The sequence below is a fragment of the Nonomuraea sp. NPDC050536 genome, assembly GCF_044457685.1.
In the GTDB taxonomy this organism is placed as follows: domain Bacteria; phylum Actinomycetota; class Actinomycetes; order Streptosporangiales; family Streptosporangiaceae; genus Nonomuraea.
The window spans coordinates 50,444-74,895 of record NZ_JBITHD010000032.1 but is presented as its reverse complement, the minus strand read 5'-3'; the positions used below and the strand labels follow the sequence as shown (position 1 = coordinate 74,895).

General features: G+C 70.4%; 30 protein-coding genes. 17 read left to right on the top strand and 13 right to left on the bottom strand.

All coding sequences use genetic code 11. The annotated features are described in order from the left end of the window. Positions 1 to 15: 15 nt before the first annotated feature. Positions 16 to 897: an ATP-binding cassette domain-containing protein gene (locus tag ACIBHX_RS48530; protein ID WP_397075343.1), complete on the top strand. Its 882-nt coding sequence runs from the start codon at positions 16 to 18 to the stop codon at positions 895 to 897. Position 898: 1 nt separating this feature from the next. Further along, positions 899 to 2,467 (top strand): ABC transporter permease, encoded by a 1,569-nt coding sequence (locus ACIBHX_RS48525; protein ID WP_397075341.1) that lies wholly within the window; start codon positions 899 to 901, stop codon positions 2,465 to 2,467. Here the strand turns inward: ACIBHX_RS48525 and ACIBHX_RS48520 are convergent. Together ACIBHX_RS48520 and ACIBHX_RS48515 are read right to left on the bottom strand one after the other, a co-directional pair. Next, positions 2,464 to 3,381, bottom strand: a complete 918-nt coding sequence (locus ACIBHX_RS48520; RefSeq protein WP_397075340.1) for a DUF5996 family protein — start codon at positions 3,379 to 3,381, stop codon at positions 2,464 to 2,466. The genes ACIBHX_RS48525 and ACIBHX_RS48520 overlap by 4 nt on opposite strands. Positions 3,382 to 3,395: 14 nt before the next feature. Beyond that, entirely contained in the window at positions 3,396 to 3,848 is a 453-nt protein-coding gene (locus ACIBHX_RS48515) for a MarR family winged helix-turn-helix transcriptional regulator (protein WP_397075338.1), read from the bottom strand. Between the two features lie 31 nt (positions 3,849 to 3,879). On the opposite strand from ACIBHX_RS48515, the gene ACIBHX_RS48510 reads away from it, so the two are divergent. Together ACIBHX_RS48510 and ACIBHX_RS48505 are read left to right on the top strand one after the other, a co-directional pair. After that, positions 3,880 to 4,293 carry a cupin domain-containing protein gene (locus ACIBHX_RS48510; protein WP_397075336.1) on the top strand — a complete coding sequence of 138 codons (414 nt, stop codon included), beginning with the start codon at positions 3,880 to 3,882 and terminating at the stop codon, positions 4,291 to 4,293. Positions 4,294 to 4,301: 8 nt separating this feature from the next. Beyond that, positions 4,302 to 4,676, top strand: coding sequence for a cupin domain-containing protein (locus ACIBHX_RS48505; RefSeq protein WP_397075334.1), 375 nt, complete (start codon positions 4,302 to 4,304; stop codon positions 4,674 to 4,676). Here ACIBHX_RS48505 and ACIBHX_RS48500 read toward each other — a convergent pair. Continuing rightward, positions 4,654 to 6,879 (bottom strand): xanthine dehydrogenase family protein molybdopterin-binding subunit, encoded by a 2,226-nt coding sequence (locus ACIBHX_RS48500; protein ID WP_397075332.1) that lies wholly within the window; start codon positions 6,877 to 6,879, stop codon positions 4,654 to 4,656. The genes ACIBHX_RS48505 and ACIBHX_RS48500 overlap by 23 nt on opposite strands. Before the next feature lie 80 nt (positions 6,880 to 6,959). Here ACIBHX_RS48500 and ACIBHX_RS48495 point away from each other — a divergent pair, with 80 nt between their 5' ends. The 5 genes from ACIBHX_RS48495 (at position 6,960) to ACIBHX_RS48475 (ending at position 10,899) form a co-directional block, all read left to right on the top strand. Continuing rightward, entirely contained in the window at positions 6,960 to 7,337 is a 378-nt protein-coding gene (locus tag ACIBHX_RS48495; RefSeq protein WP_397075331.1) for a VOC family protein, read from the top strand. Between the two features lie 4 nt (positions 7,338 to 7,341). After that, complete coding sequence (locus ACIBHX_RS48490; RefSeq protein ID WP_397075329.1) at positions 7,342 to 7,713, top strand: VOC family protein; 372 nt, start codon at positions 7,342 to 7,344, stop codon at positions 7,711 to 7,713. A 219-nt stretch (positions 7,714 to 7,932) separates the two neighbouring features. Beyond that, positions 7,933 to 9,312, top strand: a complete 1,380-nt coding sequence (locus ACIBHX_RS48485) for an LCP family protein (RefSeq protein WP_397075328.1) — start codon at positions 7,933 to 7,935, stop codon at positions 9,310 to 9,312. 173 nt (positions 9,313 to 9,485) lie between these two features. Next, a complete protein-coding gene (locus ACIBHX_RS48480) occupies positions 9,486 to 9,920 on the top strand; it encodes a VOC family protein (RefSeq protein WP_397075326.1) in 435 nt (144 codons plus the stop codon). Between the two features lie 34 nt (positions 9,921 to 9,954). Further along, the gene (locus ACIBHX_RS48475) at positions 9,955 to 10,899 is read left to right on the top strand and encodes a serine hydrolase domain-containing protein (RefSeq protein WP_397075324.1); all 945 of its coding nucleotides are present in this window, start codon (positions 9,955 to 9,957) and stop codon (positions 10,897 to 10,899) included. Here ACIBHX_RS48475 and ACIBHX_RS48470 read toward each other — a convergent pair. Next, complete coding sequence (locus ACIBHX_RS48470) at positions 10,889 to 11,836, bottom strand: zinc-binding alcohol dehydrogenase family protein (protein WP_397075322.1); 948 nt, start codon at positions 11,834 to 11,836, stop codon at positions 10,889 to 10,891. The genes ACIBHX_RS48475 and ACIBHX_RS48470 overlap by 11 nt on opposite strands. A gap of 63 nt (positions 11,837 to 11,899) precedes the next feature. Between ACIBHX_RS48470 and ACIBHX_RS48465 the strand changes: the two genes are divergently transcribed. Next, the gene (locus ACIBHX_RS48465) at positions 11,900 to 12,499 is read left to right on the top strand and encodes a TetR/AcrR family transcriptional regulator (protein WP_397075320.1); all 600 of its coding nucleotides are present in this window, start codon (positions 11,900 to 11,902) and stop codon (positions 12,497 to 12,499) included. On the opposite strand, the gene ACIBHX_RS48460 is transcribed toward ACIBHX_RS48465, so the two are convergent. Next, on the bottom strand, positions 12,480 to 13,349 hold the full coding sequence (locus ACIBHX_RS48460) for a LysR substrate-binding domain-containing protein (RefSeq protein WP_397075318.1): 870 nt from the start codon (positions 13,347 to 13,349) through the stop codon (positions 12,480 to 12,482). The two genes, ACIBHX_RS48465 and ACIBHX_RS48460, sit on opposite strands and share 20 nt — an antisense overlap. A 71-nt stretch (positions 13,350 to 13,420) precedes the next feature. On the opposite strand from ACIBHX_RS48460, the gene ACIBHX_RS48455 reads away from it, so the two are divergent. Then, a complete protein-coding gene (locus tag ACIBHX_RS48455; protein ID WP_397075317.1) occupies positions 13,421 to 14,275 on the top strand; it encodes a 4-hydroxy-tetrahydrodipicolinate synthase family protein in 855 nt (284 codons plus the stop codon). A 44-nt stretch (positions 14,276 to 14,319) separates the two neighbouring features. Here ACIBHX_RS48455 and ACIBHX_RS48450 read toward each other — a convergent pair whose 3' ends face one another. Further along, positions 14,320 to 14,553, bottom strand: coding sequence for a hypothetical protein (locus ACIBHX_RS48450; protein WP_397075315.1), 234 nt, complete (start codon positions 14,551 to 14,553; stop codon positions 14,320 to 14,322). 228 nt (positions 14,554 to 14,781) lie between these two features. Next, the gene (locus ACIBHX_RS48445) at positions 14,782 to 15,291 is read right to left on the bottom strand and encodes a DUF1269 domain-containing protein (protein ID WP_397075314.1); all 510 of its coding nucleotides are present in this window, start codon (positions 15,289 to 15,291) and stop codon (positions 14,782 to 14,784) included. A gap of 102 nt (positions 15,292 to 15,393) precedes the next feature. On the opposite strand from ACIBHX_RS48445, the gene ACIBHX_RS48440 reads away from it, so the two are divergent. Then, on the top strand, positions 15,394 to 16,314 hold the full coding sequence (locus ACIBHX_RS48440; RefSeq protein WP_397075312.1) for an NADP-dependent oxidoreductase: 921 nt from the start codon (positions 15,394 to 15,396) through the stop codon (positions 16,312 to 16,314). On the opposite strand, the gene ACIBHX_RS48435 is transcribed toward ACIBHX_RS48440, so the two are convergent. Next, complete coding sequence (locus ACIBHX_RS48435) at positions 16,292 to 16,768, bottom strand: CGNR zinc finger domain-containing protein (protein WP_397075310.1); 477 nt, start codon at positions 16,766 to 16,768, stop codon at positions 16,292 to 16,294. The genes ACIBHX_RS48440 and ACIBHX_RS48435 overlap by 23 nt on opposite strands. Before the next feature lie 103 nt (positions 16,769 to 16,871). Here ACIBHX_RS48435 and ACIBHX_RS48430 point away from each other — a divergent pair, with 103 nt between their 5' ends. Further along, positions 16,872 to 17,399, top strand: coding sequence for an HPP family protein (locus ACIBHX_RS48430; RefSeq protein WP_397075308.1), 528 nt, complete (start codon positions 16,872 to 16,874; stop codon positions 17,397 to 17,399). Here ACIBHX_RS48430 and ACIBHX_RS48425 read toward each other — a convergent pair. The 3 genes from ACIBHX_RS48425 to ACIBHX_RS48415 all read right to left on the bottom strand — a co-directional run bounded on the left by ACIBHX_RS48425 (position 17,387) and on the right by ACIBHX_RS48415 (position 19,783). Next, positions 17,387 to 18,304: an aminoglycoside phosphotransferase family protein gene (locus tag ACIBHX_RS48425; RefSeq protein WP_397075307.1), complete on the bottom strand. Its 918-nt coding sequence runs from the start codon at positions 18,302 to 18,304 to the stop codon at positions 17,387 to 17,389. The two genes, ACIBHX_RS48430 and ACIBHX_RS48425, sit on opposite strands and share 13 nt — an antisense overlap. A 78-nt stretch (positions 18,305 to 18,382) precedes the next feature. Further along, positions 18,383 to 19,261 carry a 1,4-dihydroxy-2-naphthoyl-CoA synthase gene (locus ACIBHX_RS48420; protein ID WP_397075305.1) on the bottom strand — a complete coding sequence of 293 codons (879 nt, stop codon included), beginning with the start codon at positions 19,259 to 19,261 and terminating at the stop codon, positions 18,383 to 18,385. Between the two features lie 9 nt (positions 19,262 to 19,270). After that, positions 19,271 to 19,783, bottom strand: coding sequence for a PadR family transcriptional regulator (locus ACIBHX_RS48415; protein WP_397075304.1), 513 nt, complete (start codon positions 19,781 to 19,783; stop codon positions 19,271 to 19,273). Between the two features lie 74 nt (positions 19,784 to 19,857). Here ACIBHX_RS48415 and ACIBHX_RS48410 point away from each other — a divergent pair, with 74 nt between their 5' ends. Beyond that, positions 19,858 to 20,412, top strand: coding sequence for a hypothetical protein (locus ACIBHX_RS48410; protein WP_397075303.1), 555 nt, complete (start codon positions 19,858 to 19,860; stop codon positions 20,410 to 20,412). A 4-nt stretch (positions 20,413 to 20,416) separates the two neighbouring features. On the opposite strand, the gene ACIBHX_RS48405 is transcribed toward ACIBHX_RS48410, so the two are convergent. After that, entirely contained in the window at positions 20,417 to 20,755 is a 339-nt protein-coding gene (locus tag ACIBHX_RS48405) for an ArsR/SmtB family transcription factor (protein WP_397075301.1), read from the bottom strand. 86 nt (positions 20,756 to 20,841) lie between these two features. Between ACIBHX_RS48405 and ACIBHX_RS48400 the strand changes: the two genes are divergently transcribed. Continuing rightward, positions 20,842 to 20,997 (top strand): DUF3073 domain-containing protein, encoded by a 156-nt coding sequence (locus tag ACIBHX_RS48400; protein ID WP_397075299.1) that lies wholly within the window; start codon positions 20,842 to 20,844, stop codon positions 20,995 to 20,997. A gap of 456 nt (positions 20,998 to 21,453) precedes the next feature. Here the strand turns inward: ACIBHX_RS48400 and ACIBHX_RS48395 are convergent, their stop codons facing one another. After that, positions 21,454 to 22,290 carry an alpha/beta hydrolase gene (locus ACIBHX_RS48395; RefSeq protein ID WP_397075297.1) on the bottom strand — a complete coding sequence of 279 codons (837 nt, stop codon included), beginning with the start codon at positions 22,288 to 22,290 and terminating at the stop codon, positions 21,454 to 21,456. Positions 22,291 to 22,707: 417 nt separating this feature from the next. Here ACIBHX_RS48395 and ACIBHX_RS48390 point away from each other — a divergent pair, with 417 nt between their 5' ends. Further along, a complete protein-coding gene (locus ACIBHX_RS48390; protein WP_397075295.1) occupies positions 22,708 to 23,679 on the top strand; it encodes a polyprenyl synthetase family protein in 972 nt (323 codons plus the stop codon). 86 nt (positions 23,680 to 23,765) lie between these two features. Next, positions 23,766 to 24,428 (top strand): hypothetical protein, encoded by a 663-nt coding sequence (locus ACIBHX_RS48385; RefSeq protein WP_397075294.1) that lies wholly within the window; start codon positions 23,766 to 23,768, stop codon positions 24,426 to 24,428. Positions 24,429 to 24,452: the final 24 nt, after the last annotated feature.

Below are 24,452 nucleotides of genomic sequence, written 5' to 3'. Positions count from 1 at the left end.
CCCTCAAGGAGCGCCATGAACACCGCGATAGCCGTACACGGGCTGCACAAGAGCTTCGGCAAGGTCCACGCGCTGGACGGGCTCGACCTGACGGTCAGGCAGGGCGAGGTGCACGGGTTCCTCGGCCCGAACGGCGCGGGCAAGTCCACCACGATCCGCGTGCTACTCGGCCTGATGCGCGCCGAGTCGGGCAGCGCCCGGTTGCTGGGCGGCGACCCCTGGAAAGACGCGACCGAGCTGCACCGGCGGCTGGCCTACGTGCCTGGCGACGTGAACCTGTGGCCGTCGCTGACCGGCGGCGAGGTGATCGACCTGCTCGGCAACCTGCGCGGCGGCCTGGACCCGGCCCGGCGCGCAGAGCTGCTTGAGCGCTTCGAGCTGGACCCGCGCAAGAAGTCCAAGACCTACTCCAAGGGCAACAGGCAGAAGGTGGCCCTGGTCGCGGCGTTCGCCTCCGAGGCCGAGCTGCTCATCCTGGACGAGCCCACCTCGGGACTGGACCCGCTGATGGAGGCGGTCTTCCAGGACTGCGTGACCGAGGAGAAGCGCCGCGGGCGCACGGTGCTGCTGTCCAGCCACATCCTCAGCGAGGTCGAGGCGCTGTGCGACCGGGTGAGCATCATCCGCTCCGGCCGCAACGTCGAGTCCGGCACGCTGGCCGAGCTGAGACACCTCACGATGACCCGCATCGACGCCACGATCTCTCGCGAGGTCCCCGACCTGCCCTGGGCGCACGGCCTCACCGTGGCCGGGCGCCGCCTCGGCTTCCAGGTGGACGACCAGGACCTGGACAAGGTCATGCGCCGCCTGGCCGAGGCCGGGATCGTCAGCCTGACCAGCCGGCCGCCGTCCCTCGAAGACCTGTTCATGCGTCACTACTCGGAGAAGAGCGCCTGAGATGACCGGCACCTGGAAGCTCGCCAAGCTGATCCTGCGGCGCGAGCGGCTGATCGCCCCCGCCTGGATCCTCCTGCTGGCCGTGCTCGCCGCCGGCCAGGCCAAGCGCTACCTGCAGACGTTCCCCACGCCGCAGGCGATCGCGGACTTCGCCCGCGAGATGGCCGCCAACAAGGCGCTGACCGCCTTCGGCGGCGAGGTGTACTCCTCGACCGTGGCCGGGATGGCGGTCTGGAAGAACGCCGACGCCATCTACACGGTCCTGGGCCTGCTGGCCATCCTGACCGTCGTCCGGCACACCCGCGGTGAGGAAGAGTCCGGCCGCGCCGAGCTGGTCGGCGCCGGAGTGGTCGGCCGGCTGGCGCCGCTGACGGCGGCGGTGCTCGTCACCTCCTCGCTGATGGTGATCACCGGACTCGTCTCAGCGGCCGGGATGATCAAGATGGGTTTCGACGTGACCGGCTCGCTGGCCTTCGGCGCCGCCATCGCCGGGGTCGGGCTGGTCTTCACCGGGATCGGCGCGGTGGCCGCGCAGCTCACCGAGGGCGCCCGCACCGCGATCGGGCTGGCCGCGATCGGGCTGGGCGTCAGCTACCTGCTGCGCTTCGTGGCCGACGGCAGCGGGCTGGGGGTGCTGAAGTGGCTCTCGCCGCAGGGCTGGTCGCACCTGGTCAAGCCGTACGCCGACAACCACTGGGCGGTGCTGCTGCTCAGCCTGGCGCTGGCCGCGATCTCGACCCTGGTGGCCTACCGGCTGGCGGCCCGGCGCGACCTCGGGCACGGCGTCATCCCGCAGCGCCCCGGCCCCGCCGGCTCGACCCGGCTGCGCAGCCCGCTGGCACTGGCATGGCGGCTGCAGAAGGGCCTGCTGACCGGCTGGATCGCCGGCTACGCCGTGGCCGGGCTGGTGCTCGGGTCGCTGGCCCTGTCGATCCCCGAGGTGTCCAAGCAGGGCGCCGCCGTGCAGGAGTTCCTGCGCCGCTACACCGCCGGCGAGGGCGCCACCATGACCAGCGCCTACCTCTGGCTGATCGCGCTGAGCCTGGGCTACGTGGCCTCCCTGTACCCCCTGCTCGCCCTGTTGCGGCTGCGCGGCGAGGAAACCGGCGGCCGGGCCGAGCTGCTGCTGACCACCCCCGTCAGCCGCCTGGCCTGGGCGGGCAGCCACCTGCTCATCGCCCTGGCCGGCAGCGCCACGATCCTGGTGGTGGCCGGGCTCGGCCTGGGCATCGCCTCCGGCGACGCGCTGGGCGTGCTCGGCGGCACGCTGGTCCAGATCCCCGCGGTGTGGGTGCTGGCCGGGGTCGGCGTGCTGGCCTTCGGCCTGCTACCCAGGGCGGCGGCTGGGATCAGCTGGGCGGCCTTCCTGTTCGTGAACCTCTTCGGCGAGGTGCTCGGCCCGATCCTGGGCATCGACTACTGGATCGCCAAGTACTTCGTGCCCTTCCCCAACCTGCCGATGGTGCTGTCGGGCGAACCGTTCACCGCGGCGCCGCTGCTGGTCATGACCGCGATCACGGCGGTGCTGGCCGGGGCCGGGCTGGCCGCGCTGAACCGCCGGGCGGTCTAGTGGGAGTGCTTCAGGTGGGGGTCGGTGACGCCGTCCGGGCTGGCCAGCCCGGCGGCGTCGCAGCCTGTCGTGCGGGCTCCCGCGCGGTAGGCGCTGTTCAGGAAGCCGAGCACGGTCTCGGCGGGGTCGTCGGCCTGCCGTACGTCGTCATAGCGCAGCACCGCCAGGTGGCTGCCCCTGGCGGGGATCCAGGCCGCCCAGTCGGGCCAGAGCTTGTGCTCGGTCAGGCCGGCCGGCTCGGGCGCGGTGTAGGAGTAGAAGGCAGGCCAGGGCCGCTCCTCATCGCCGAACCAGAATCCGCCGCTGATCACTTCCCAGCTGTAGGCCTCCCTGGTCACCGGGTCGGCCTCGGCGGACGGGTCCACCTTGCGGCCGGTGAAGCGGGTGACCGCGATGTCAAGGGTGTGCCAGAAGTGGTGGACCGGGCTGGTCTTGCCGCAGAAGTCGGCCGCGTACCGCTCGAGCACCTGCGCCACCTGCGAGAGGATCACCCAGTAGCGGTTGATCAGGGCGGGGTCGTAGGCGGCGTGCTTGGTGTCTTCGGCGAAGGGGGTGCTGTCGGCCAGGTCGAACGGCACGGCGCGGATCTCGACGTGGATGCCGAGGTCGTGCAGGATCTCGAAGAGCCCGGCGTAGAAGCTCGCGACCGACTGCCCGATCAGTGAGAGCTCGGCGCTGCGGCCGTCCATCCTGTCGACGACGAGCCGGTGGCGCACCAGGTCGAAGTCGATGCAGAAGCCGTCCATCGGCCTGGTGGTCAGGCCCCGCCCGGTCAGGTGGAAGGGCACGTTCCACCAGTGGTTGCGGCGGACGCTAGCGGCCAGCCGTACTTTGCCCACGATCTGGGCGAAGCGGTGGAAGGTGTCCTTGGTGTCCACCCACTCGTCGTAGGGCATCGCAGGAAAGAGCTCCACAGCGTCACGGTAACTCAGAGCTGCTTGAGTGTCCTGGCCAGGCTGTCCGGTGAGTCGCTTCGCGCCACCATCGCGTCCAGGACCTGGCGGAACGCCTCGATCCGCGCCTCGCCCAGGCTCTGCGCGAGCTCGCGCTCGAAGGCCTGGTGGAACTCGTGCCCCACCTCCAGCAGCGCGCGGGCGCGGTCGGTGAGCACCAGCAGCTTCACCCGCCCGTCGGACGGATCCGACACGCGGTCGACGTAGCCGGCGGCCACCATCTCCTCGACGGTCTTGGCCGCGCCCTGCGGCGTGATCCCCAGCAGCGCGGCCAGGCGGCTGGTCGTGACGCTCTCCTGGGCCAGCACCTTGAACGCGAAGCCGAACGTGGGCTTGAGGTGCGTGAATCCATGCTTCGCCAGATGCGCGTGCAACTCGTCGACGAACTGGTTGTAGGCCAGCCCCAGCAGCACCCCGAAATGGGTCACTTGACGTCCCTCCTTCCCGAGATATACAACTATGGTTGTAAACCTCGGTTGTAGATCTGTTGAGAGGATACCAATGCCGGTTATCAGCGGGGCCACCGCCCCGACCTTTGACCTCCCGACCGCCACCTTCACCGGTCTTGCCTCCCCCAGTAGGGGCGCCAAGGAGACCTGCGTGTGGCGCACCAAGGTCCACCCGGGCGCCGAGCCCGGCATGCACTCCTTCGACCACGAGGAGGTGCTGGTCGTCGTCGCCGGCGCCGGAGTCGCCCACCTCGGCGAGTCCGAGCATCCCATCGTCACCGGCGACGCGATCGTGGTGCCCACGGGGACGCTGTTCGGCCTCGGCAACCCGCACGACGAGCCGCTCGAGCTGATCGTGGCGCTCCCCGTCGGCGCGCTCGCCCACATGAACGGCCAGAGCGTCGTCCCCATGACCGCCCAGTAGGAGGAAACATGCCCGTGATCGACGGGGCCACCGCCCCCACCTTCAACGTCCCCAACGTCACCGCCACCGGGCTGGCCGCGCCCAGCCGGGGCTCGACAGAGACCTGCATGTGGCGCTTCACCATGGATCCCGGCACGCCCGTCGGCATCCACCAGGTGGACCGCGAGGAGATCTTCGTCATCCTGTCCGGCCGGGCGCAGGCCACCATCGACGGCGCCGAGCACACCCTCCAGCCGGGCGATGCCCTGGTCGTGCCCGCGCACACGCCCTTCGGCATCGCCAACCCGCACGAGGAGCCGCTCGAGATGGTCGCCGTGCTCCCCGTCGGCGGCCAGGCGATCATGCCGGGTCAGGATCCGTTCATCCCGCCGTGGGCCCGCTGAGGTAGCTCCAGATCCTGGCGGGCGTCATCGGGGTCCGGGTGAGCCGGGCGGCGATCTCGGGCACGGCGGCGGCGATCGCGTTGCCGATGGCCGCCGGCGGCCCGATCGTCCCGCCCTCACCCACCCCTTTCATCCCGCCGGGAGTGATCGGCGAAGGCGTCTCGAACAGCACCACCTCGATGTCGGGCACGTCGGAAGCGGCCGGCAGCAGGTAGTCCACGATCGGCTGCCCGTCGTCGGTGTAGACGATCTCCTCGCTCAGCGCCATGCCGATGCCCTGCACGACCCCGCCGTGGATCTGCCCCCGCACGATCGCCTCGTTCACCACGACCCCCGAATCGTGGACCGCCCAGTACCCCTCGACCTCGACAGCCCCCGTCTCCACGTCGACGGCCACGGCCGCCGCGTGCGCCCCGTAGGCGAACGTGGTCTCCGCCGGGTCGTAGCTGGCCCGCTCCTCCAGCCCCGGCTCCATCCCGGGGGGCAGGTCCCAGCCCCGCCAGGCCGCCGTCGCCAGCTCGCGCAGCGTCAGCCCCGACTGCGGATCGCCCTTGACCCGCACGCCCGAGCCGTCCAGCTCCAGGTCGGCCTTCGCGGCCTCCAGCCGGTGCGCCGCGATCGTCAGGATCTTCTCCCGCAGCTTGCCCGCCGCCTGGACCAGCGCCCCGCCGCCCACCGCCAGCGCCCTGCTGGCGATCGACCCCAGCGAGGAGTACGGCGTGGCCGCGGTGTCACCCAGCACCACCCGCACACTCTCCACGGGCACGCCCATCCGCTCGGCGGCCAGCTGGGCCAGCGTGGTCTCGATCCCCTGGCCGATGCCGACCACCCCGGCGATCACGACCAGCGACCCGTCGGGCTCCATGCGCAGGATCGCGGTCTCGAACCCGCCGGCCCGCATCCCCATCGCCTTCATCGCCATCGAAGGGCCCAATCCCGTCCCCTCCACGTGGCAGGAGAAGCCGATCCCGCGCCTGCGCCCGTCGTCGCTCTGGCGCACCTTGGCCAGGTCGCGCACCATCCGCAGCGCGCGCGGGTAGTCGCCGGAGTCGTAGGACTGCCAGATCCGCGAGGTGTAGGGCAGCTCGCCGGGTCCCAGCATGTTGCGCAGCCGCAGCTCCACCGGGTCGAACCCGAACCGCCTGGCCGCCTCGTCGATCAGGCGCTCCCTGGTCATCGCCGCCTCGGGCTGGCCGAACCCGCGGTACGACCCGGTGGGCGCCGTCGTGGTCAGCACGCCGCGCAGCCGTACGCCCGCCTTGTCGAAGCGGTAGGGGCCGGGCAGCAGCGTGGCCGTCACGGCGAACGGCGAGATGCCGACGTTCGATGGATGCGCCCCGAGATCGCCCACCACCTCCGCGTACAGCGCCACGAACCGCCCCGACGAGTCCAGGGCGAGCCGGGCCCGATGGACGGCCTCGCGAGCGGGCAGCGTGGCCACCAGCCGGTCGACCGGCGACTCGCTCCAGGCCACCGGGCGGCCCAGGCGCATCGCCGCCAGGCAGATCAGCGCCTCGTCCGGATACAGATGCTCCTTGCCGCCGAACCCGCCGCCTATGTCGCCGCTGATCACCCGGACCTGCCCGTGCGGCAACCCGAGCGCGTCGGCGGCGTGGTCGCGCACGTGGTGCGGCGCCTGGGTGGCGATCCTGATGGTCAGCTCGCCGTCTGCGAAGGAGGCCACCAGGCCGCGCGGCTCCATCGGATGCGGGGAGCACCTGCCGAACCTGAACTCCAGCTCCACCACGTGCTCGGCGTCCACCGCAGCCGCGTCGGCGTCGCCCATCGCGAAGTCGCAGAACTCCTCGCCCCGGTCGATCCCGATCACCGGGGGCAGCTCGTCGAACTCCAGATCCAGCAGGTCGGCCGCGTCCCTGGCGGCCTCCGGCGTGGCGGCCACCACGACCGCCACCGGCTGGCCCACGTACCTGATCGCCTCGTCCATCACCGGGTAGGACAGCACCTGCTGGCCGGGCGCTAGGCTCACACACGGCAGCCGCACCCCTTCGGCGTCCCGCGCGATGATCACGTCCAGCACTCCCGGGTGCGTGCGGGCCGCCTTGGCCTCGCAGCTCACCAGCCTGCCGTGCGCGATCGGGCTGCGCACGACATGCGCGTGGGCCATGCCGGGCAGCCTGATGCCGGCGACGAACCTGCCCCGTCCGCTCAGCAGCCGGGGGTCCTCTCTACGGGCCATGCTCATGAACCCGATTGTGACCGCGCACCGATGAGTTTCCAGTCTCTGGTTGGTCTACATGGTCAACGACAGAAGGAGGCAACACCATGACGAGCCCGACCCTTGGCAGCATGCTGCTCTCCAGCGCCGACCCGCAGCGGCTGCGCGACTGGTACGTGGCGGCGCTCGAGCCGGCGGAGAACAATGAGGGAAACGGCTACCGGATTCTCAAGTTCGGCGAGTTCCACGTCCTCATCGACTCCCGCGCGGACATCGGTGACAAGAACCCCGAACCAGGCCGGGTGATCTTCAACTTCCACGTGGACGACGCCCGCGCCGTCGCCGCCCGCATCGACGGGCTCGGCTCGACCTGGCTGGCCGAGCTGGAGGACCGTGACGGCGGCCTGTTCGCCACCGCGATCGACCCGGACGGCAACTACGTGCAGATCATCCAGCTCAGCGAAGAGCAGAAGAAAGCGATGTAGCGACATGTTCGGCGACACCAAGGCATTCAGCGGCTTCTCCGTGAACGACCTGGCCGCGGCCAAGCAGTTCTACGGCGAGACGCTCGGCATCAGAGTGACCGAGGAGCACGGGCTGCTCACCCTGCACCTGGCCGGTGGGGACCGGCCCACGCTGGTCTATCCCAAGGACGACCACACGCCCGCCACCTACACGGTCCTCAACTTCCCCGTCGAGGACATCGAGAAGGCGGTCGAGCAGCTCGCGGGGCGGGGTGTGCGGTTCGAGCGGTACGAGCACCTGGAGACGGACGAGAAGGGGATCTTCCGCGGGGGCGGTCCCCTGATCGCCTGGTTCACCGACCCGGCGGGCAACGTCCTGTCGGTGATCCAGCAGTAGAACACCGGCTGGTCCGCGCCGCGGCCCCGACTTCCCGGGCGGCGGGAGCCGCTCCGGCCGCGGGCGGACCAACCGGGCAAACGATCACCGTTCGCGTGAACCTTACGCCGCGTTTACCGGCAGTGAGTACACTCGGGCGCGATCCAACCGGCCGAGAACTGTACGGCGAGGCTCTTGGCCATGGGCGGCGGCCCTCGGCCCTGTCCCATGGAGAGTCACGTGCTTCTAGACGCTGCGCCGCCCTCCACCGCCCCGCCGAAACGGCGCCGCTGGCTGCGCTGGACCCTCATCATCGCCGTGACCCTGGTGCTCGCGCTCGTCGGTGCCACCGTGGCCGTCTACGCCAAGCTCACCGGCAACGTCAAGCACATCGACATCACCGGCGAGGACCTCGGCGCCACCCGCCCGCCCAAGATCGCGACCACCGCGCAGAACATCCTGATCGTCGGCTCCGACCAGCGCGACGGCAAGAACGCCAAGTACGGCCACCGCGTCGCCGGCGAGCGCACCGACACGATCATGCTGGCCCACCTGTCGTCGAAGCGCGACGGCGCGATGGTCGTCAGCTTCCCCCGCGACTCGCTGGTCCAGCTGCCCGCCTGCCGCGCCAAGGCTCCCTTCGTGGGCCAGCAGCCGCACCTCGGCATGATCAACGAGTCGTTCAACTCCGGCGGCATCGGCTGCACCTGGAAGACGATCGAGTCGCTCACGCACATCCACATCGACCACTTCGTCAAGGTCGACTTCACCGGCTTCAAGAGCATGGTCGAGGCGGTCGGCGGCGTCGAGGTGTGCCTGCCGCAGCGCATCGACGACACCAAGGCCCTGCTCCACCTGCCGGCCGGGCGGCAGACGCTCACCGGCGAGCAGGCGCTCGGCTACGTCCGCGCCCGCTACAGCATCGGCGACGGCTCCGACATCGGACGCATCCAGCGCCAGCAGATGTTCATCGCCTCCATGATCAAGAAGGTGATGAGCGGCCAGACGCTCACCAACCCAGCCAAACTGCTCGGCTTCCTGGACGCGGGCACCAAGTCGGTCACCACCGACCCCGACCTCACGCCCGGCGTCATGAAGGACCTGGCCACCAGCCTGCAGGGTCTCAAGGCCGGCCAGATCCGCTTCATCACCACGCCCTGGCGCTACTCGCTCACCCAGCCCGGCCGGGTCGAGTGGGTACAGCCGCAGGCGGGCAAGCTCTTCGAGACCGTCGCGGGCGACCACAGCCTGCAGGGCGTCAAGGGCGGCCAGGCCAAGGTCCCGCGCGAGAAGATCCAGATCGAGCTGCGCAACGGCACCTACCGCGGCGGCTTCGGCACCCAGGTCGCCGCCGCCCTCGAGCAGCGGGGCTACCACATCACCAAGGTCACCGACACGCGCACCAAGCCTGTGGCCAAGACGACCATCCTGTACTCGCCCACCGGCGAGACCCGGGTCCCGACCCTGACCAAGGACCTGCTGGCCGGCCAGACGCACCTGGTCCCCGCCGCGCAGACCCCGCACCTGGTCCTGATCATCGGCTCCGACTGGAAGGGCCTCAAACCCCAGCCCCCCACCGTCCCCAGCTTCGACGCCACCCACGACACGTGCGCGTCCTGATCCTCTGCGTGCTGTATGACAAGGCCCTCTTCCTGTTACGGCGAGCCACGCCCACCGGCCGCCCGCCGTACTTCGGTTGAGGGCCTGTAAGCGGCGCTTCCGGCGAGTCGAGGACGGTTGCCCGCCGCCACGGCGCACGAGCTCGTGGGCGCGGCGCATCGCGGCCCGGGTGGGTGTTGCTGGGGAGTGGGGCGTGCGAGCATGGCTGGGTGATTGGTCATATTGGGGTAAACGTGCCGGATCTCGGGGCGGCCAAGGGGTACTACGACCAGGTCATGCCGTTGCTGGGGTTCGAGGAGTTCGTGTCTAGCCACGACCAGTTCGCCTACCGGCCCGCGGGCGGGAAGCCGGGGACGTTCCTGTTCTTCTATCCGGCGCTGGAGGACAGTGGCTTCTCGCGGCACCGGACCGGCCTGCAGCACCTGGCGTTCATGGTGAGGTCCCGCTCCGCCGTACGGCAGGCGCGCGATCTGGCCGAGAAGCTGGGCAGCGAGATCGTGCACGAGCCGCGCGAGTTCCCCGAGTACCCGCCGCCCTACTACGCCGCCTTCTGGCTCGACCCCTTCGGTTTCATGATCGAGGCGGTCTGCCACCACGACCGCGATTGACCCTGACATGGTGTGAGGACCTATGCCTGGAGTCATGAAACTCAGCGAACGCATCGACGGCCTCTTCGACTCCGGCAAGGCGCCCAATCTGCACGGCATCGTGATCCTCCAGGACGGCGAGCAGATCTACGAACGCTACGGCCAGGGCGAGGACTACAAGCTCGGCGAGGCCCTGGGCGACGTGCGGTTCGACGCCGACACGCTGCACGACGTCCGCTCGGTGTCCAAGAGCGTCGTCGCGCTGCTGTACGGCATGGCACTGGCGCAGGGCAAGGTGCCCGGCCCCGGCGAGCCGCTGGTGCCGAACTTCCCCAAGTACCCGGACATCGTGGCGGACCCGTCCAAGGCCCGGCTGACCGTCGGCCACGCCCTGACCATGACGCTCGGCCTCGACTGGGACGAGAGCGTGCCGTACACCAGCGCGGCCAACAGCGAGATCGCCATGGAGGAGGCCCCCGACCGCTACCGCTACATCCTGGAGCGGCCTTTCACCGACGAGCCGGGCGCCACCTGGCACTACTGCGGCGGCGCCACGACCCTGCTCGGGAGCCTGATCGCCACCGGCACCGGCGAGCCGCTCGAGGACTACGCCCGCACGGCGTTGTTCGAGCCGCTGGGCATCACCGCGTCCGAGTGGAGCACCGGCGCCGACGGCGTCGCGCTGGCGCCCGCCGGGCTGCGGCTACGGCCCCGCGACCTGGCCACCATCGGGCAGCTGGTGCTGGACGGCGGGCGCGACGTGGTGCCGGGCAGCTGGATCGAGGAGATGCTCACGCCCCGGATCAAGATCGACGAGGGCTTCGAGTACGGCTACCAGTGGTACGTCGGCCCCACCTGGGTCAGCGGGATGGGCAACGGCGGGCAGCGGCTCTTCCTGATGCCCGGCCGCCGCCTGGTCGCCGCGGTGGCGGCCGGCGACTACGAGAACTTCACCCAGCCGAGCACCGCGGCGGTGATGGACGAGCTCGTCAGGGAATGAGGACGATCTTGCCCTGCGCGCCGCGCTCCTCGACCAGGCGGTGCGCCTGCGCCGCCTGCTCCAGCGGGAACGTCGGCCCGACCGCGGCCGTGGTGCGCCCGTCAGCGAGCCTGGCGAACGCCTCCGGGTAGTGCACGTCGAAGGTCTCCTGGAACCAGGCGGGCCCGCTGCACCCCACCAGCGACACTCCGCGGCCGAGCAGGTCGTCGGGCGTGACGGCGGGCGCCAGGCCGCTGAGCCGGCCGTAGTACAGCATCCGTCCCGCGCCCGGGGTGAGCGCCGCGACGACGCCGCGGGCCGAGTCGCCGCCGATCGACTCGAAGGCCACATCGATGCCGTCCAGCTGCGAGGTCCACCCCTCCTCCCGGTGATCGATCACCGTGTCGGCGCCGAGTTCCTCGGCCCGGTCGCGCTTGTCCCGAGCTCCCGCGGTGGCCACCACCCGCCCGGCGCCGAACTCCCTGGCCAGCTGGATCAGGTAGCCGCCCACATTGCTGGCACCCGCCTCGACCAGCACGGTCTCGCCGGCACGCAGCCCCGCCCTGCGCACCAGGCCGAGCGCCACGGCCAGGGCCGCGCCGGCGGCGACCGCCTCGACCGCTGAGACGCTCTCGGGAACGGGCCTGACCATCGCGGCGGGCATCGCCGCGTACTCGGCGTACGAGCCGGTCGCGCCCGTCACCCCGCCGACCGTCTGGCCGAGCAGTCCCTGGTCGACGCCCTCGCCGGTGGCGACCACCTCGCCCACGGCCTCGACCCCGAGGACCGCGGGCAGCGGGAGAGGCAGGATCCCCGCCCGCATGTGCGCCTCGACGATGCTGACGCCGATCGCCTGGGTGCGGACGACGACCTGTCCGGGCCCCGCCTCGGGCCAGGGCACGTCCTCCAGTAAGAGCACTTCCGGGCCGCCCGTCTCGTGAACGACTATCGCGCGCATACGCGGACCTCCTAAGTGAACCGTTGGTCCAGTTAATATATGGACCGCTGGTCAAGTTTGTCCATGGGCAAGAATGGCACGATGGAGCGGAAGGAGCGGGCGGACGCGGCGCGCAACCGGCGGGCGATACTGAAGGCCGCCGAGAAACTGCTGCGCGAGCATCCGCCCGAGCAGGTCTCCGTGGAGCGGGTCGCGGCCGCGGCCGGCGTCGGCAAGGGCACGGTCTTCCACCGCTTCGGCAGCCGGGTCGGGCTGATGCAGGCGCTGATGACCGAGCGGGCGCTGGCGCTGCAGGAGGCCATCGTTTCTGGCCAGCCGCCACTCGGGCCCGGGGCCGCGCCGCTCGAGCGGCTCCTGGCCTTCCTCGACGCGGTGGTCGAACTGGCGGCGCGCAGCGGGGGGCTGCTCACCGCGCACGAGCACGCGCAGGCGATCAGGAAGGACAGCGCCGAGCCGCGTCAGTCCAGCCCGATCTACCTCTTCTGGCACGAGCACATGACGAGCCTGCTGGCCGAGCTGCGCCCCGACGCCGACGCCGACCTCATCGCGCACCTCATCCTGAGCTCGCTGCACAACGAGCCGATCGCCGCCCTGCTCCGGTCAGGTGATCACGAACGCCTGGCAGCCTGCTTCCGCGGGCTCGTCACAGCGGTAGCGGTGTGATCGCCGTGTGGAAGGCGGCCACGGCGGCGCGGATCGCGGGGTGCTCACCGTTGCCCCGGCGGAAGGCGGCCAGTGTGCGGCGGCCGAGAGGCAGCGGCGCGAGCCGTACGCCCTGAGGAGGGGACAGGGCCGCCAGGCGCGGCACCAGCGCGACACCCTGGCCGGCGGCGGCGAAGGCGAGGATGGTGTCGAAGTCGTCGATGTGGTGGCGGACGCGGGGTTCGAAGCCGGATGCCTGGCAGGCCCTGATGGCCATGGTGTGGCAGAGCGTGCCCGGCTTGTTGGTGATCCACGGGTCCTCGCGCGCCTCGGCCACGGACGAGCGGTTCGTCAGGTACATGACCTCGGTGAACAGGGACTCGGTCTCGAGCGAGGCGTCGGTGACCGGGGGCACGAAGTCGTACTCGTGGACCAGCGCCAGGTCCAGCTCGCCCGCACGCAGCGCGGCCGAGACGTCGGCCGGGTCGATCTCGGAGACCATCGGCTCCAGCGCGGGATGGGCCTGGGCCAGTTCGGCCAGCGCGACCGGGAGCAGCACCCGGGCCGCGGTCGGGAACGCGCCGATGCGCAGCGGGCCCGCCGGGCCGCCGCTGGCCGCCGCCAGCGCGGCCGAGGCCCGCTCGAGCTGCTCCAGCACCGCCTGCGCGTGCTCGACCAGCAGGTTTCCCGCCGGCGTCAGCGTGACGGTGCGCCCCGTGCGCTCGAGCAACGGTAGGCCCGCCTCCCGTTCCAGCGCGCTGAGCTGCTGGGAGACCGCCGACGGGGTGAACGTGAGCGCCTCGGCGACGGCCGCGATCGTGCCGCGCTGGGCGAGTTCGCGCAGCAGGCGGAGCTTGCGTGGGTCCAGCATCAGATCATCTTACGCTCGACGGTAGAAACGTGCGCTGGACCTAACCAATCGCGGCGAGGCACGCTCATTGCATGCTGAAGGGAATCCACGTACCGCTGGTCACGCCGTTCGACGAATCGGGCGCGGTCGCGCTCGACGCGGTCGAGAAGCTCGCCAGGCACGTGCTCGACCAGGGCGCCTCCGGGCTGGTGGCGCTGGGCACGACCGGCGAGGTGGCCGCGCTGACCGCCGAGGAGCGGGCCGGCGTGATCGAGACCTGCCTCGGGATGGGCGCGCCGCTGGTCGTCGGCGTCTCGGGCAACGACACGCGCTCGACCGCGCAGGCGCTGCGCGAACTGCCCGCGGGGGTGACGGCCGCGCTGGTGCCCGTGCCGTACTTCCTGCGGCCGTCGGAGCGCGGGGTGATCGCGCACTTCGAGGCGCTGGCCGAGGCCTCGCCGGTGCCGATCGTGATCTACCACATCCCCTACCGGACCGGACAGCCGGTCAGCGCCGCCACGCTGCGCCACCTGGGCGGGCACCCGATGATCGCCGGGGTGAAGTACGCCACGGGCGGCATCGACCAGGACGCTGTGGACCTGCTCGGCGACCTGCCGACCGGGTTCGAGGTGCTGGGCGGCGACGACGCCTACATCTCGCCGCTGCTCGCGCTGGGCGCCTCGGGCGGGATCCTGGCCTCGGCCCACCTGGACACCGGCTCGTTCGCCGATCTGGTCACCGCCTGGCACGCCGGCGACGCCGTCCGGGCGCGGGCGCTGGGCCACCGGCTCGCGCGGCTGTCGGCGGCGTTGTTCACCGAGCCCAACCCGACCGTGATCAAGGGCGTGCTGCACGCGCGCGGCCTGATCCCCACGGCCGACGTACGGCTCCCGCTGCTCCCCGCGGGCGCCGATTCGATCGCCCGAGCCGAAGCACTGGCGGCGTGACAACCGCGTGGTCGCGATGGCCCGGCCCATCGCGACCACGCGAGTCAGCGGGCGGCGCGGGCCGCCGCCACCTTCTTCTTGCCGATGGCGAACCAGAAGATCCACCCGAACGGGATGAACAGGATCAGCAGCCACCAGCCGAAGGTCGCCTTGTTCCTGATCGCCGAGACCAGGGTGGCGATGGCGATGACGTAGTAGACCGCCACGAGGACCAGCGAGATGACCGAGGACCCGGCCGAGGCCGTGGCCACCTCTTCACCGTCAGCAAGCAAGTACACGAGTGCTCCTTTGGGTCGGATCGCAATGACCCGCAGACACTCGCAGCGCCACGTAGACGTCCGATCGACAACCCGTAAACGCGCACGCTCGACGGTGCCGACGCGCCGTACCGCCTCGAGACGGTACGTCTCCAGGCGGTACGGCGAGCCGCTGTGGAAACCCGGCGGACGGCAGGCAAAGCCGCCCGCACGGGGTCACGAGGGGCTGTGTTTTACGTGAAACCTTGCTCAGGAGGCCTCGGGGCGGGCAGCGCGGACGACCGCGACCGCGTGCTTGAGGCGGGCCTCGTCCTCGGCGCTGAGCGAGGTCTTGATGATCTCGCCCCTGTACTTGTCGATCTCCGGGATGACCTTGTCGGGCGTGCTGCTGACGACGAGCAGGAACAGCGCCGCCGAGCCGGGCTCCAGCTTGGAACCCAGGTCCTTCATGAAGTCGTTGTTGACGCCGACGTCGGTGAGCGCGCCCCCCGCGGCGCCCGCGGCGGCGCCGAGCGCCATGCCGAGCAGCGGCATGAAGAAGATCAGGCCGATGAGGCCACCCCAGAGCGCCCCGCCTGCCGCGCCGACGCCGGTGGTGCTGCGGACCTGATGGAGCTTGATCTTGCCGTCCTGCTCGCGCTCGACGACCGCGGCGTCCTCGAGCGTGATGAGCTTCTCCTTCTGCAGCTCGAAGAGCCGATCGCGGGCCGCGGTGGCGGTGGCGACGTCCGGGTAGGCGATCACGACTAGATTACTCATGGTTCCCCCGATGCTACGTTTGGTAGTCGAAACGATACTAAGTCCCGCTTGACCTCAACCAAGCTTGAGGGAGCACGCTTGGCGCTCATGAGCGGAAATTTCATGAATGCAGCGGCGTTTTCGGAGTTCGGCGGGCCGGAGGTACTCCGGGTGATGGAGCTGGAGGCGCCGCAGGCGGGCCCGGGCCAGGTGCGGGTCCGCGTCAGGGCGGCCGGGGTGCAGCCCTATGACGCGGCGGTGCGGGCGGGCTGGACGCCGCCGGGCGTGACCAAGGAACTGCCACGCATCCCGGGCAACGAGTTCGCCGGGGTGATCGACCAGGTGGGCGAGGACGTGACCGGCGTGTCGCTTGGTGCGGAGGTGCTCGGCTTCACCCAGCTCGGCGCGTACGCCGAGTACGTGGTGGTGCCCGCGACCGACGTGACGGCCAAGCCGGCCGGCGTGCCGTGGGAGGCGGCGGGCGGGCTGACCGCGGGAGTGCAGACCGCGGAGATCGCACTGGACGGGCTCGGCGTGGGCGAGGGTGACACGGTGCTGATCCACGCCGCCGCCGGCTCGGTGGGCACCGCGGCCGTGCAGATCGCCAGGATGCGCGGCGCCACGGTGATCGGCACGGCCCGTGAGGAGAACCACGAGTACCTGCGCGAGCTCGGCGCGATCCCGGTCGTCTACGGTGACGGGCTGGCCGACCGGGTCCGCGCGCTCGCGCCCGGCGGCGTGGACGCGGCGCTCGACGGCGCCGGCGGCCAGGCGCTGGAGGTGTCGCTGGAGCTGGTCAAGGACCGCCGGCGCATCCTGACCCTGGTCGAGCACGGCAAGGCCGCCGAGCTGGGCATCAGGCTCACGCAGGGCGTGCGGACGGCCGAGCGGCTGGGCCGCTACGCAAAGCTGTACGCCGAGGGCGCCTTCGCCTTCCCGATCCGCCGCGCGTTCCCGCTGGAGCAGGCCGCCGACGCGCACCGCGAGATCGAGACGGGCCACGGCCGCGGCAAGCTCGTCATCACGATCGCTGCCGCTCGTTGAACCTGCCCACCTTGGCGCGGTTGCCGCAGGCGTCCATGCGGCACCAGCGGCGGCTGCCGTTCTTGCTCACGTCCAGGAACCACAGCACGCACCGCGGGTTCGCGCACTTGCGGACCCGCTCGCGCCGCTCGCCGTACACGTGCACGAAATCGGCCGCCGCCACCCAGGCCGCATGCCACGCGGGATCGTCCACGATCACCAGGTCCGCGTCATCGAGCCGGGGGCGGCGGCTGCCGTGTTCCAGCACGGCCCGCAGCCCCTCCTTGCGGCCGTCGGACAGCAGCGCGCGCAGCGCGTTCCTGGTCTCGACCAGGCGGTCGCGCACCCGTTCCAGGTCGTCGGCGCCCGGCAGGTCGTGGTCGGCCAGCCAGGCGCGCACTCCCTCCAGGTCGTCGAACTGGTCGGCGAGCGCTCCCTGATCCATCCACACGGTGTCGACCAGGTCGAGCGCCACCGGCTCACCACGTAGCGGCCGACTTCTCACGTCTTAACCCCTCAAACCGATTTGACTGGTTACTGATCACCATGCTATCACCTAACCAGCAAATGTGATTTAGATGGTTAATGAGAGGTTCGTCATGTCCAACGTGCAATCCGCCAGGACTGGGGCGAAGGCCCCGGCCGCGCCCCCGCTGCCAGTAGTGATCAAGGCGACCGTGGCGGCGCTGGTGGGCCTGCTGTTACTGGCGGGCGTCACCAGGTTGACCGGGCTCGCGCTGTTCGCCCTGCCATTTGCGGCCACCGCCGGGCTGGTGGCGTCCGCCCCGGCCGCGCCGTTCGCGCAGCCGCGCAGCATCTTGCTCGGCCACGCCAGCGCCGCCGCGCTCGCCCTGGCGATCACGGCGCTGACCGGCCCGTCGCTGTGGACGGCGGCGGTGGCGGCGGCCCTGTCCACAGCCCCGATGCTGCTGCTACGGGCGCCGCATCCGCCGGCGGGAGCCACGGCCGCGCTCATCGGCCTGACGGCCCCCGCCCCGATCTACCTCCTCACCCCGGTCCTGACGGCCAGCGCCGTCGTCATCATCGGCGGTGTGATCCTCGGCCGGATCCTGCCCGGCCACCGCTACCCGGTCTACTGGCGGTGACGGACCACCTCGGCGATGGCGAGCTGCTCCTGGTTGAGGTGCGGCGCGCCGTCCGCGACGTCCCACAGCCCGTTCTGCAGGATCCGGCCCAGGGTCCAGCCCGCGGCCCTGGCCGGGTCCAGCCCGAGCCTGTCGACCATCTGGTCGAAGCGGCGCAGCACCGCGCGGCGCACGTCACCGGTGGCGAGCACGTCCTCCCACCTGTTGTTCAGCGCGGGCCACAGGTCGAAGCCCGGGTCACCGGCCAGCGGCTTGGGATCGATGGCCAGCCACGGCTCCCTGTCGGCGGCCAGCACGTTGTCATAGTGCAGATCCCAGTGCAGCAACCGGTCGCCCGGCTCGTCCACCAGCTCCCGCACCGCGCCTGCGCACACGTCCAGCCAGCGCCTGTCCGACTCCCGCGACAGCTTCTCCGTCGCCTCGGGGACGTCGTCCAGCATCCGCCGCGCGATGTCGCCGAGCGTCCGCATCCCCGGCGGCGCCGGCACCTCGACCAGCCTGGCCAGCAGCTCGGTCAGGATGGCCAGCGCCTTGGCGTCGTCGGTCACGGACGACAGCGAACGTCCGGCGTCCAGCCGCTCGAGCAGCAGCGTCCCGGTGGCAGGGTCCTCGTCGAGCAGCAGCACGGACCCGTCGCCCGCCCAGGCACGCAAACCCGGCGCCTCGGTGGCGTTCTCGTCCGACACCGGCTGCAGCTTCAGTGCCGCCCCGGTGCCGTCCTCACGCACGACCGGCAGGACCAGCGACACGTACCCGTGCGCAGGCTCGCCGTCCAGCCGCAGGCCCCACCGCTCCAGATACGTCTCCGCCAGCGCCGGCAGGCCGGCCGACCAGGCCCGTCCTGCCTCTCCCTGCTGCTCCACGTGATTGGCGGTCAACGCCGCGGGCACAACAAATCCACTCATGATCTCCCCTTGGTTCTACGAGTACGGTCGGCAGGGAGACCACGGCGGAGCACGCGCCCGCCGTACGCGAGGGAAGCGTCAAAAGTGCCAGGGGAACGGCGACCAGTCAGGCGCCCGCTTCTCCAGGAAGGCGTCGCGGCCCTCGGCGGCCTCGTCGGTCATGTAGGCCAGCCGGGTGGCCTCACCGGCGAAGACCTGCTGCCCGACGAGCCCATCGTCGATCATGTTGAAGGCGTACTTCAGCATCCGCTGGGCGGTGGGCGACTTGCCGTTGATCTTGCGAGCCCACTCCAGGGCCGTGGCCTCCAGCTCGGCGTGCGGAACGACCGCGTTGACCATGCCCATGCGGTGGGCGTCGGCCGCCGAGTACTCCTCGCCGAGGAAGAAGATCTCTCTGGCGAACTTCTGCCCCACCTGGCGGGCCAGGTAGGCAGAGCCGAAGCCGCCGTCGAAGCTGGCCACGTCGGCGTCGGTCTGCTTGAAGCGCGCGTGCTCGGCGCTGGCCAGCGTGAGGTCGGAGACCACGTGCAGGCTGTGGCCGCCGCCCGCGGCCCAGCCGGGCACTACGCAGATGACCACCTTCGGCATGAAGCGGATCAGCCGCTGCACCTCCAGGATGTGCAGGCGGCCGGTCGCCTTGGTGCCGTCGGCGTACTGGTAGCCGTCCTTGCCGCGGATGCGCTGGTCGCCGCCGGAGCAGAAGGCCCAGCCGCCGTCCTTGGGCGAGGGGCCGTTGCCGGTCAGCAGCACGCAGCCGACGTCGGTGGTCTGCCGGGCGTGGTCCATGGCGCGGTAGAGCTCGTCGACCGTCTGCGGCCTGAAGGCGTTGCGGACCTCCGGCCGGTTGAACGCGATGCGCACCGTGCCCTGGTCGACCGCGCGATGGTAGGTGATGTCGGCGAAGTCGAAGCCCTCAACCGCCTGCCACGCCTTGGGGTCGAAAAGTTCGGAGACCATGGCCAGAGCCTAATGGATCTGCCCCTCCGCCCATTCGGCCCATTCCCGCTGAACCCGGCCGAGCCGCAGGCCGTACTCCAGCGCGAGCCTGCCGTAGACCGACAGGTTGTCGTGGCCGCTCTCCACGAACGGCTTGATGTCCTCCAGGTGCTCCAGCCTCTTGCCGACATTCTCGGCGCGACGCCGCAGGTAGGCGCGGGCCTGCTCGGGATCGACCTGTGAGAGGAAGAACACCCTCAGCAGCATGTCGCTCCTGGTGACCGCGGTAGGCTCCACCTCGGTCAGCCAGTGGCGCAGCTCGGCGCGGCCTGCCTCGGTGATCGCGTACTCCTTGCGGCCGCGCGGTCCCTCGGCGGCCACGCTCACCAGCCCGGCGTCGGCCAGCTTGCCGAGTTCGGCGTAGAGCTGACTCTGGGTGGCCGGCCAGACGTTGGACAGCGAGACGTCGAACATCTTCAGAAGGTCGTAGCCGCTGGCGGTCCTCTCGGACAACAGTCCGAGCACCGCGTGTCGAAGACTCATATTCCTATGTTGACATATCTCCGCCGGAGGTTCTACTTTCGACATGTCTACATAGGAATATGAAGGAGCCGGAGATGCCTGGTCTACTCGGATTCGCCCCCTGGATCGTGTACGCGATCATCGCCACGAGTGACGAGTGGCGCTGGGGTGCGATCGTGGGCCTCGTCACCGCGATCGCCCTGGTCGTGCTCGACAAGATCAAGGGCAAGGCCTGGGACGAGATGGTGATCGAGTCGAGCGCCGCCGTCTTCTTCGCCTGCCTGACCGTGCTCTCCCTGATCGACCCGCACTCGGCGCTCACGCCGTACGGCCCGGCCCTGGTCAACGTCTGGCTCGCGGGCACCGCGTGGGGCTCGCTGGCCATCCGCAAGCCCTTCACGCTGGGCATCGCGCGCACCATGACGCCGCCGGAGGTCCACAACCAGCCGATGTTCTACCGCGTCAACGCGATCATCACGTCCGTCTGGGCCGCCGCCTTCACCATCGCCGCCGTGACGCTCACGGTGGTGCTCAGCCTGGCGCCGCACGCCACCACGCTGGTCATCGCGATCAAGGTGGTCACGTTCGTGGCGCCGGCCCTGTTCACCATCCGCTACCCGAAGATCGTCAGGGCCCGCGCCGGCGTCTGACGGATCACCCGGTAGTCTCGGCCCGCAGCTCCGCGAGCAGTTCGCCCTGGTCGGCGAGCATGTCCGTCAGGATGCGGCGGGCCGCACCCATGAGCTCCGCCAGCTCCGGCGTGGCCAGCGCGTACACGACCGTGCTCCCCTCCCGGCTGGCGATCACGACCCCCGCTCTGCGCAGTACGGCCAGCTGCTGTGAAAGGCTCGAGGCCTCGATGTCGATGCGGGTGAGGAGATCCCGCACCGGCAGCGGTCCCTCCTCCTGGAGAAGCTCCAGCACCCTGATCCGTGCTGGGTGGCCGAGCGTCCTGAAGAAATCGGCCTTGGCCTGATAGAGCGGGACGGGCATACCGCCAGGGTAATCCAGCGCAGTTGCATAGTTCTTCAAGTCGTAACGTCGTTGGATAGGATGACCCCGGGGACTAGGGAGAAGCCATGGGTCGAGGAAGAGCTAAGGCGAAGCAGACAAAGGTCGCTCGCGAGCTGAAGTACGCCAACCACAACATCGACTACGAGCGGTTGCGTGAGGAGCTCACCACCGACTCTTCCCGCGACGAGTCAACCGCCTCCGACCAGGAGTCGGACCGCTAGCGGTTCGCTCGCTCGCGGTCGCTTTGCCAGCGGTTCGCTCGCTCGCCTGCTTCGCCGATACCGCAGGGCGCTCTTTCCCGTACGACAGAGCGCCCTTCTGCTGTACGGCAAGGCGCTCTTTCCCGTACGACAGAGCGCCCTTCTGCTGTACGGCAGGCCGCCCAACCGCCCGCCCGCCGTACTTCGGCTGAGGGCCCGCGACCGGCGAGTCCGGCGAGTCGGTGACAGTCGCCCGCCGTCACGGCGCACCAGAACGTGACGGCGCGACGAGGCGTACACGGGGTGACGAGGTCGTCGTGATCCCACCACGGGACCGGCGACCTTCCGCCATGAGCCACACAGATGGCAGAGCCATGCCCCGCGAACCAGGCAGCGCGCCGGTCGGATGCCGCGGCCGTGTTGGTCAGGTCCGGGATGCGTGCGCTTCGGACAGCAGGCGGTCGGTGGCCGCGTTGGTCAGGCGTGGGATGTGTGCGCTTCGGACAGGAGCGTGCGGGCGTCGGTCAGGAGGCGGTCGGTGGCCGCGTTGGCGGCGGGGTCGTTGTTCTGGACGAACCCATGCTCCAGATCCGGCTCCCTGCGATGGATGACCCGGACTCCGGACTCCGCCAGGCGTTCGGCATAGGCGTCACCCTCGTCCCGCAGGGCGTCGTGCTCCGCAGTGACCAGCACCGTGGCGGGCATCTCGCGCAGATCGGGCACCCGCAGCGGGCTCACCACAGGATCCGCCCGCAGCCCGTCGTCCGGCACCCACTGCCGGACCGCCCACTGCAGGAAGTCGGCGTCCAGCGAGTAGCCGGACCCCTTGTCGCGCACGCTGTCCTTCGACAGCGTCAGGTCCGTGTTCGGGCACGCCAGGATCTGCACGGCGGGCAGCTCCTCGCCCGCGTCACGCAGCCGCAGGCACGCCATCGTGGCCAGGTATCCACCCGCGCTGTCACCGGCCACCCCGACCGGCCGCGCCCACCGCAGCACCGCCACGGCGTCGTCGACGGCCGCCGGGTAGGGGTGCTCGGGCGCCAGCCGGTAGTCCACGGCCAGCACCTCGACGCCGCACGCCATCGCGATCCGCCGGCAAAGCCGGTCATGGGAGTCGAGGTCGCAGATCACCCAGGCTCCGCCGTGCAGGAACACCACGAGAGGCCGCCGCTCCTCGGCGGGAAAGTAGTGCCGCAGCCGCAACCCGCCCGGCCCGGTCACCTCCTGGACCCGCGCCACCTCGGGCCCCTTGGGCCGCATCGCCCGGCGCTCGATCACTCCACGCCGCAGTTCCCCCAGATCCGGAACGGTCATGACCGCACATCCTAGAACGCCCCCGAGACCCGCCCCCGTGCTGGGACGACCCCCGAGGCTCATCTCTCGGACACCGGCGGGCCGGGACGACCCCGAGGCTCATCTCCCGGACGCCGGGTCGGGGGATGGGGTACAGCACAAGGCGGCGCCCTGTGCGGCGGGCGGCCGGGTCGGGGGGAATGAGGTACGGCGAAAGGCGGCGCCGTGTGCGGCGGAGGGCGGGCCCGGGGACGCCACGGTTACGAGAGGGCGTTGCGGCGGGCACGTGGCATCGACTCGCCGGATTCGCCGGTCGCGGGTCCCCGGCCGGAGTACGGCGGGCGGCCGGTGGCGGCGGCATGCCGTACATCAGCATTTCTGAGAGACTTCTCAGCATTTCTCAGGTATCGCACAGCGGTCTGGGGCCAAGCTGGAGGCATGATTGAACTTGTTCAAACGCCCGCGATCGCCCAGGGACTGCGCAAGGTCGAGGCCAAGATCCGCCGGCTGGGCGGCTCGTCGGCGCTGCCCGGGATCAACGACGGCACCGAGAGGATCATCACCGCGGGAGGCAAGCGCCTGCGGCCCGCGCTGACGCTGGCCACCTCGCTGGCGCTGGGCAAGAACCCCGACCGCAGGGTGATCACCGCCGCGGCGTGCGTCGAGATGATCCACGCCGGTTCGCTGATCCACGACGACCTGATGGACGGCGCCAGGCAGCGCCGCGGCACCGCGACGCTCAACGCCGAGTTCGGGGCGGGCAAGGCGCTGGTGATCGGTGACTTCATGCTGGCCAGGGCGGCCCTGGCGGCGGTCACGGCGGTGTCGAGGCCGGTCGCCGAGGTGCTGGCCGCCACCACGGTCGAGCTCGCGGAGGGGCAGTTCCTGGAGACCAACGATCTCTATGACGCCCGCCGTACCAGGGAGAGCGCGATCAAGTCGATCACCGGCAAGACGGCCGCGCTGTTCAGGGCGAGCTGCCTGGTGGCGGCCGTGTGCGCGCACGCCTCGCCGGAGGACAGGGCCAGGATGGCCGCCTACGGCGAACGGTTCGGGCTGATCTTCCAGATCCTGGACGACCTGCTCGACCTGACGGCCAGCAGCCGGCTGCTGGGCAAGCCCGCGGGCAACGACCTGCGCCAGGGCGTCTACAGCCTGCCGTTACTGATGTCGGACGCCGACGTGCGGCACCTGCTCGGCCCGAACATGACCGACGAGCAGGTGACCGAGGTGCTGGAACGGCTGCGCGCCAGCCGGATGACGGCCACCACGCTGGAGTACTGCCGGGGACTGGCCGCCGACGCGGTCGCGGCGCTGCCGGTGATCCACGACAAGGAGCTCGCCGGCGTCCTGTACGGCCTGCCGACCGCCTACATCGAGCACGCCGTGGAGCTGACCATGGCCAGTTGAGATTTGTTGGAATAATTGGCAGGAATCTCAGTCAAATCCCTGGAGGCGTGCTCATACTGGAGTCAAGGCCACCCAGGAGCACGCTCATGCGGAAGTCACCCCCCTTACAGGTGCCGCTCGACGCGACCCACTTCCTTCAGCTGACAGCGGTTGATTTCACCGGTATCTACGCGGTCCACCTGGCCGCCAAGGAAGAGCGCCTGAAAATGACCAGGCTCGCGATGAGCCTGCTGTCTGGACCGTTCCTCGCCGCGATCGCCCTGGCCAGTGCCAAAGTGGTCGATCCCGCCCAGCTGACCTCGTGGGAACGGATCCCCTGGTACCTGTTCGCGCTGGTCACCGCGTTCGGACTGCTCAGCATGCTGCCGTTCTTACGGCTGATCGAGGCTGTCAACGCGCACGCCAGGACCGCCAGGGCGATCAACAACTTCCGCCTGCTGTACTCCAGCAGGCTCAAAGACGAACTCGACTGGAGCCCGAACCTGCCGGTCGACCCCCGTTTCCCCGAGACCTACGCGCCGCTGACCTGGCCGGGCATCAACGTGATGATGCTCGCGCTGGTCAACTCCACCTACCTGACCATCGGCGTGACGGGCCTGGCCAAGCAGGTGCCGAACCTGCCGCTGCTGCTGCTCAGCATCCTGCTGGTGGCGCTGGTGCACTACGCGATCTACTACGTGCGCTGCAACGTGACCCGGCGGCGCCGCTTGCCTCGCAACCCGTACGATTTCCCGAATCTGGAGACGTAAATGCCCGGCCCATCGCAATGGGCG

What these genes read in the sequence shown, in the direction of transcription:
- ACIBHX_RS48410 (WP_397075303.1), top strand. Translation starts at nt 19,858, where the DNA reads ATGCCTGGTCTACTCGGATTCGCCCCCTGGATCGTGTACGCGATCATC.
- ACIBHX_RS48425 (WP_397075307.1), bottom strand. Translation starts at nt 18,304, where the DNA reads ATGAGTGGATTTGTTGTGCCCGCGGCGTTGACCGCCAATCACGTGGAG.
- ACIBHX_RS48495 (WP_397075331.1), top strand. Translation starts at nt 6,960, where the DNA reads ATGACGAGCCCGACCCTTGGCAGCATGCTGCTCTCCAGCGCCGACCCG.
- ACIBHX_RS48460 (WP_397075318.1), bottom strand. Translation starts at nt 13,349, where the DNA reads ATGCTGGACCCACGCAAGCTCCGCCTGCTGCGCGAACTCGCCCAGCGC.
- ACIBHX_RS48510 (WP_397075336.1), top strand. Translation starts at nt 3,880, where the DNA reads ATGGTTGTAAACCTCGGTTGTAGATCTGTTGAGAGGATACCAATGCCG.
- ACIBHX_RS48415 (WP_397075304.1), bottom strand. Translation starts at nt 19,783, where the DNA reads ATGAGTCTTCGACACGCGGTGCTCGGACTGTTGTCCGAGAGGACCGCC.
- ACIBHX_RS48395 (WP_397075297.1), bottom strand. Translation starts at nt 22,290, where the DNA reads ATGACCGTTCCGGATCTGGGGGAACTGCGGCGTGGAGTGATCGAGCGC.
- ACIBHX_RS48390 (WP_397075295.1), top strand. Translation starts at nt 22,708, where the DNA reads ATGATTGAACTTGTTCAAACGCCCGCGATCGCCCAGGGACTGCGCAAG.
- ACIBHX_RS48405 (WP_397075301.1), bottom strand. Translation starts at nt 20,755, where the DNA reads ATGCCCGTCCCGCTCTATCAGGCCAAGGCCGATTTCTTCAGGACGCTC.
- ACIBHX_RS48500 (WP_397075332.1), bottom strand. Translation starts at nt 6,879, where the DNA reads ATGAGCATGGCCCGTAGAGAGGACCCCCGGCTGCTGAGCGGACGGGGC.
- ACIBHX_RS48465 (WP_397075320.1), top strand. Translation starts at nt 11,900, where the DNA reads ATGGGCAAGAATGGCACGATGGAGCGGAAGGAGCGGGCGGACGCGGCG.
- ACIBHX_RS48445 (WP_397075314.1), bottom strand. Translation starts at nt 15,291, where the DNA reads ATGAGTAATCTAGTCGTGATCGCCTACCCGGACGTCGCCACCGCCACC.
- ACIBHX_RS48440 (WP_397075312.1), top strand. Translation starts at nt 15,394, where the DNA reads ATGAATGCAGCGGCGTTTTCGGAGTTCGGCGGGCCGGAGGTACTCCGG.
- ACIBHX_RS48455 (WP_397075317.1), top strand. Translation starts at nt 13,421, where the DNA reads ATGCTGAAGGGAATCCACGTACCGCTGGTCACGCCGTTCGACGAATCG.
- ACIBHX_RS48430 (WP_397075308.1), top strand. Translation starts at nt 16,872, where the DNA reads ATGGTTAATGAGAGGTTCGTCATGTCCAACGTGCAATCCGCCAGGACT.
- ACIBHX_RS48525 (WP_397075341.1), top strand. Translation starts at nt 899, where the DNA reads ATGACCGGCACCTGGAAGCTCGCCAAGCTGATCCTGCGGCGCGAGCGG.
- ACIBHX_RS48400 (WP_397075299.1), top strand. Translation starts at nt 20,842, where the DNA reads ATGGGTCGAGGAAGAGCTAAGGCGAAGCAGACAAAGGTCGCTCGCGAG.
- ACIBHX_RS48475 (WP_397075324.1), top strand. Translation starts at nt 9,955, where the DNA reads ATGAAACTCAGCGAACGCATCGACGGCCTCTTCGACTCCGGCAAGGCG.
- ACIBHX_RS48490 (WP_397075329.1), top strand. Translation starts at nt 7,342, where the DNA reads ATGTTCGGCGACACCAAGGCATTCAGCGGCTTCTCCGTGAACGACCTG.
- ACIBHX_RS48420 (WP_397075305.1), bottom strand. Translation starts at nt 19,261, where the DNA reads ATGGTCTCCGAACTTTTCGACCCCAAGGCGTGGCAGGCGGTTGAGGGC.
- ACIBHX_RS48385 (WP_397075294.1), top strand. Translation starts at nt 23,766, where the DNA reads ATGCGGAAGTCACCCCCCTTACAGGTGCCGCTCGACGCGACCCACTTC.
- ACIBHX_RS48470 (WP_397075322.1), bottom strand. Translation starts at nt 11,836, where the DNA reads ATGCGCGCGATAGTCGTTCACGAGACGGGCGGCCCGGAAGTGCTCTTA.
- ACIBHX_RS48505 (WP_397075334.1), top strand. Translation starts at nt 4,302, where the DNA reads ATGCCCGTGATCGACGGGGCCACCGCCCCCACCTTCAACGTCCCCAAC.
- ACIBHX_RS48530 (WP_397075343.1), top strand. Translation starts at nt 16, where the DNA reads ATGAACACCGCGATAGCCGTACACGGGCTGCACAAGAGCTTCGGCAAG.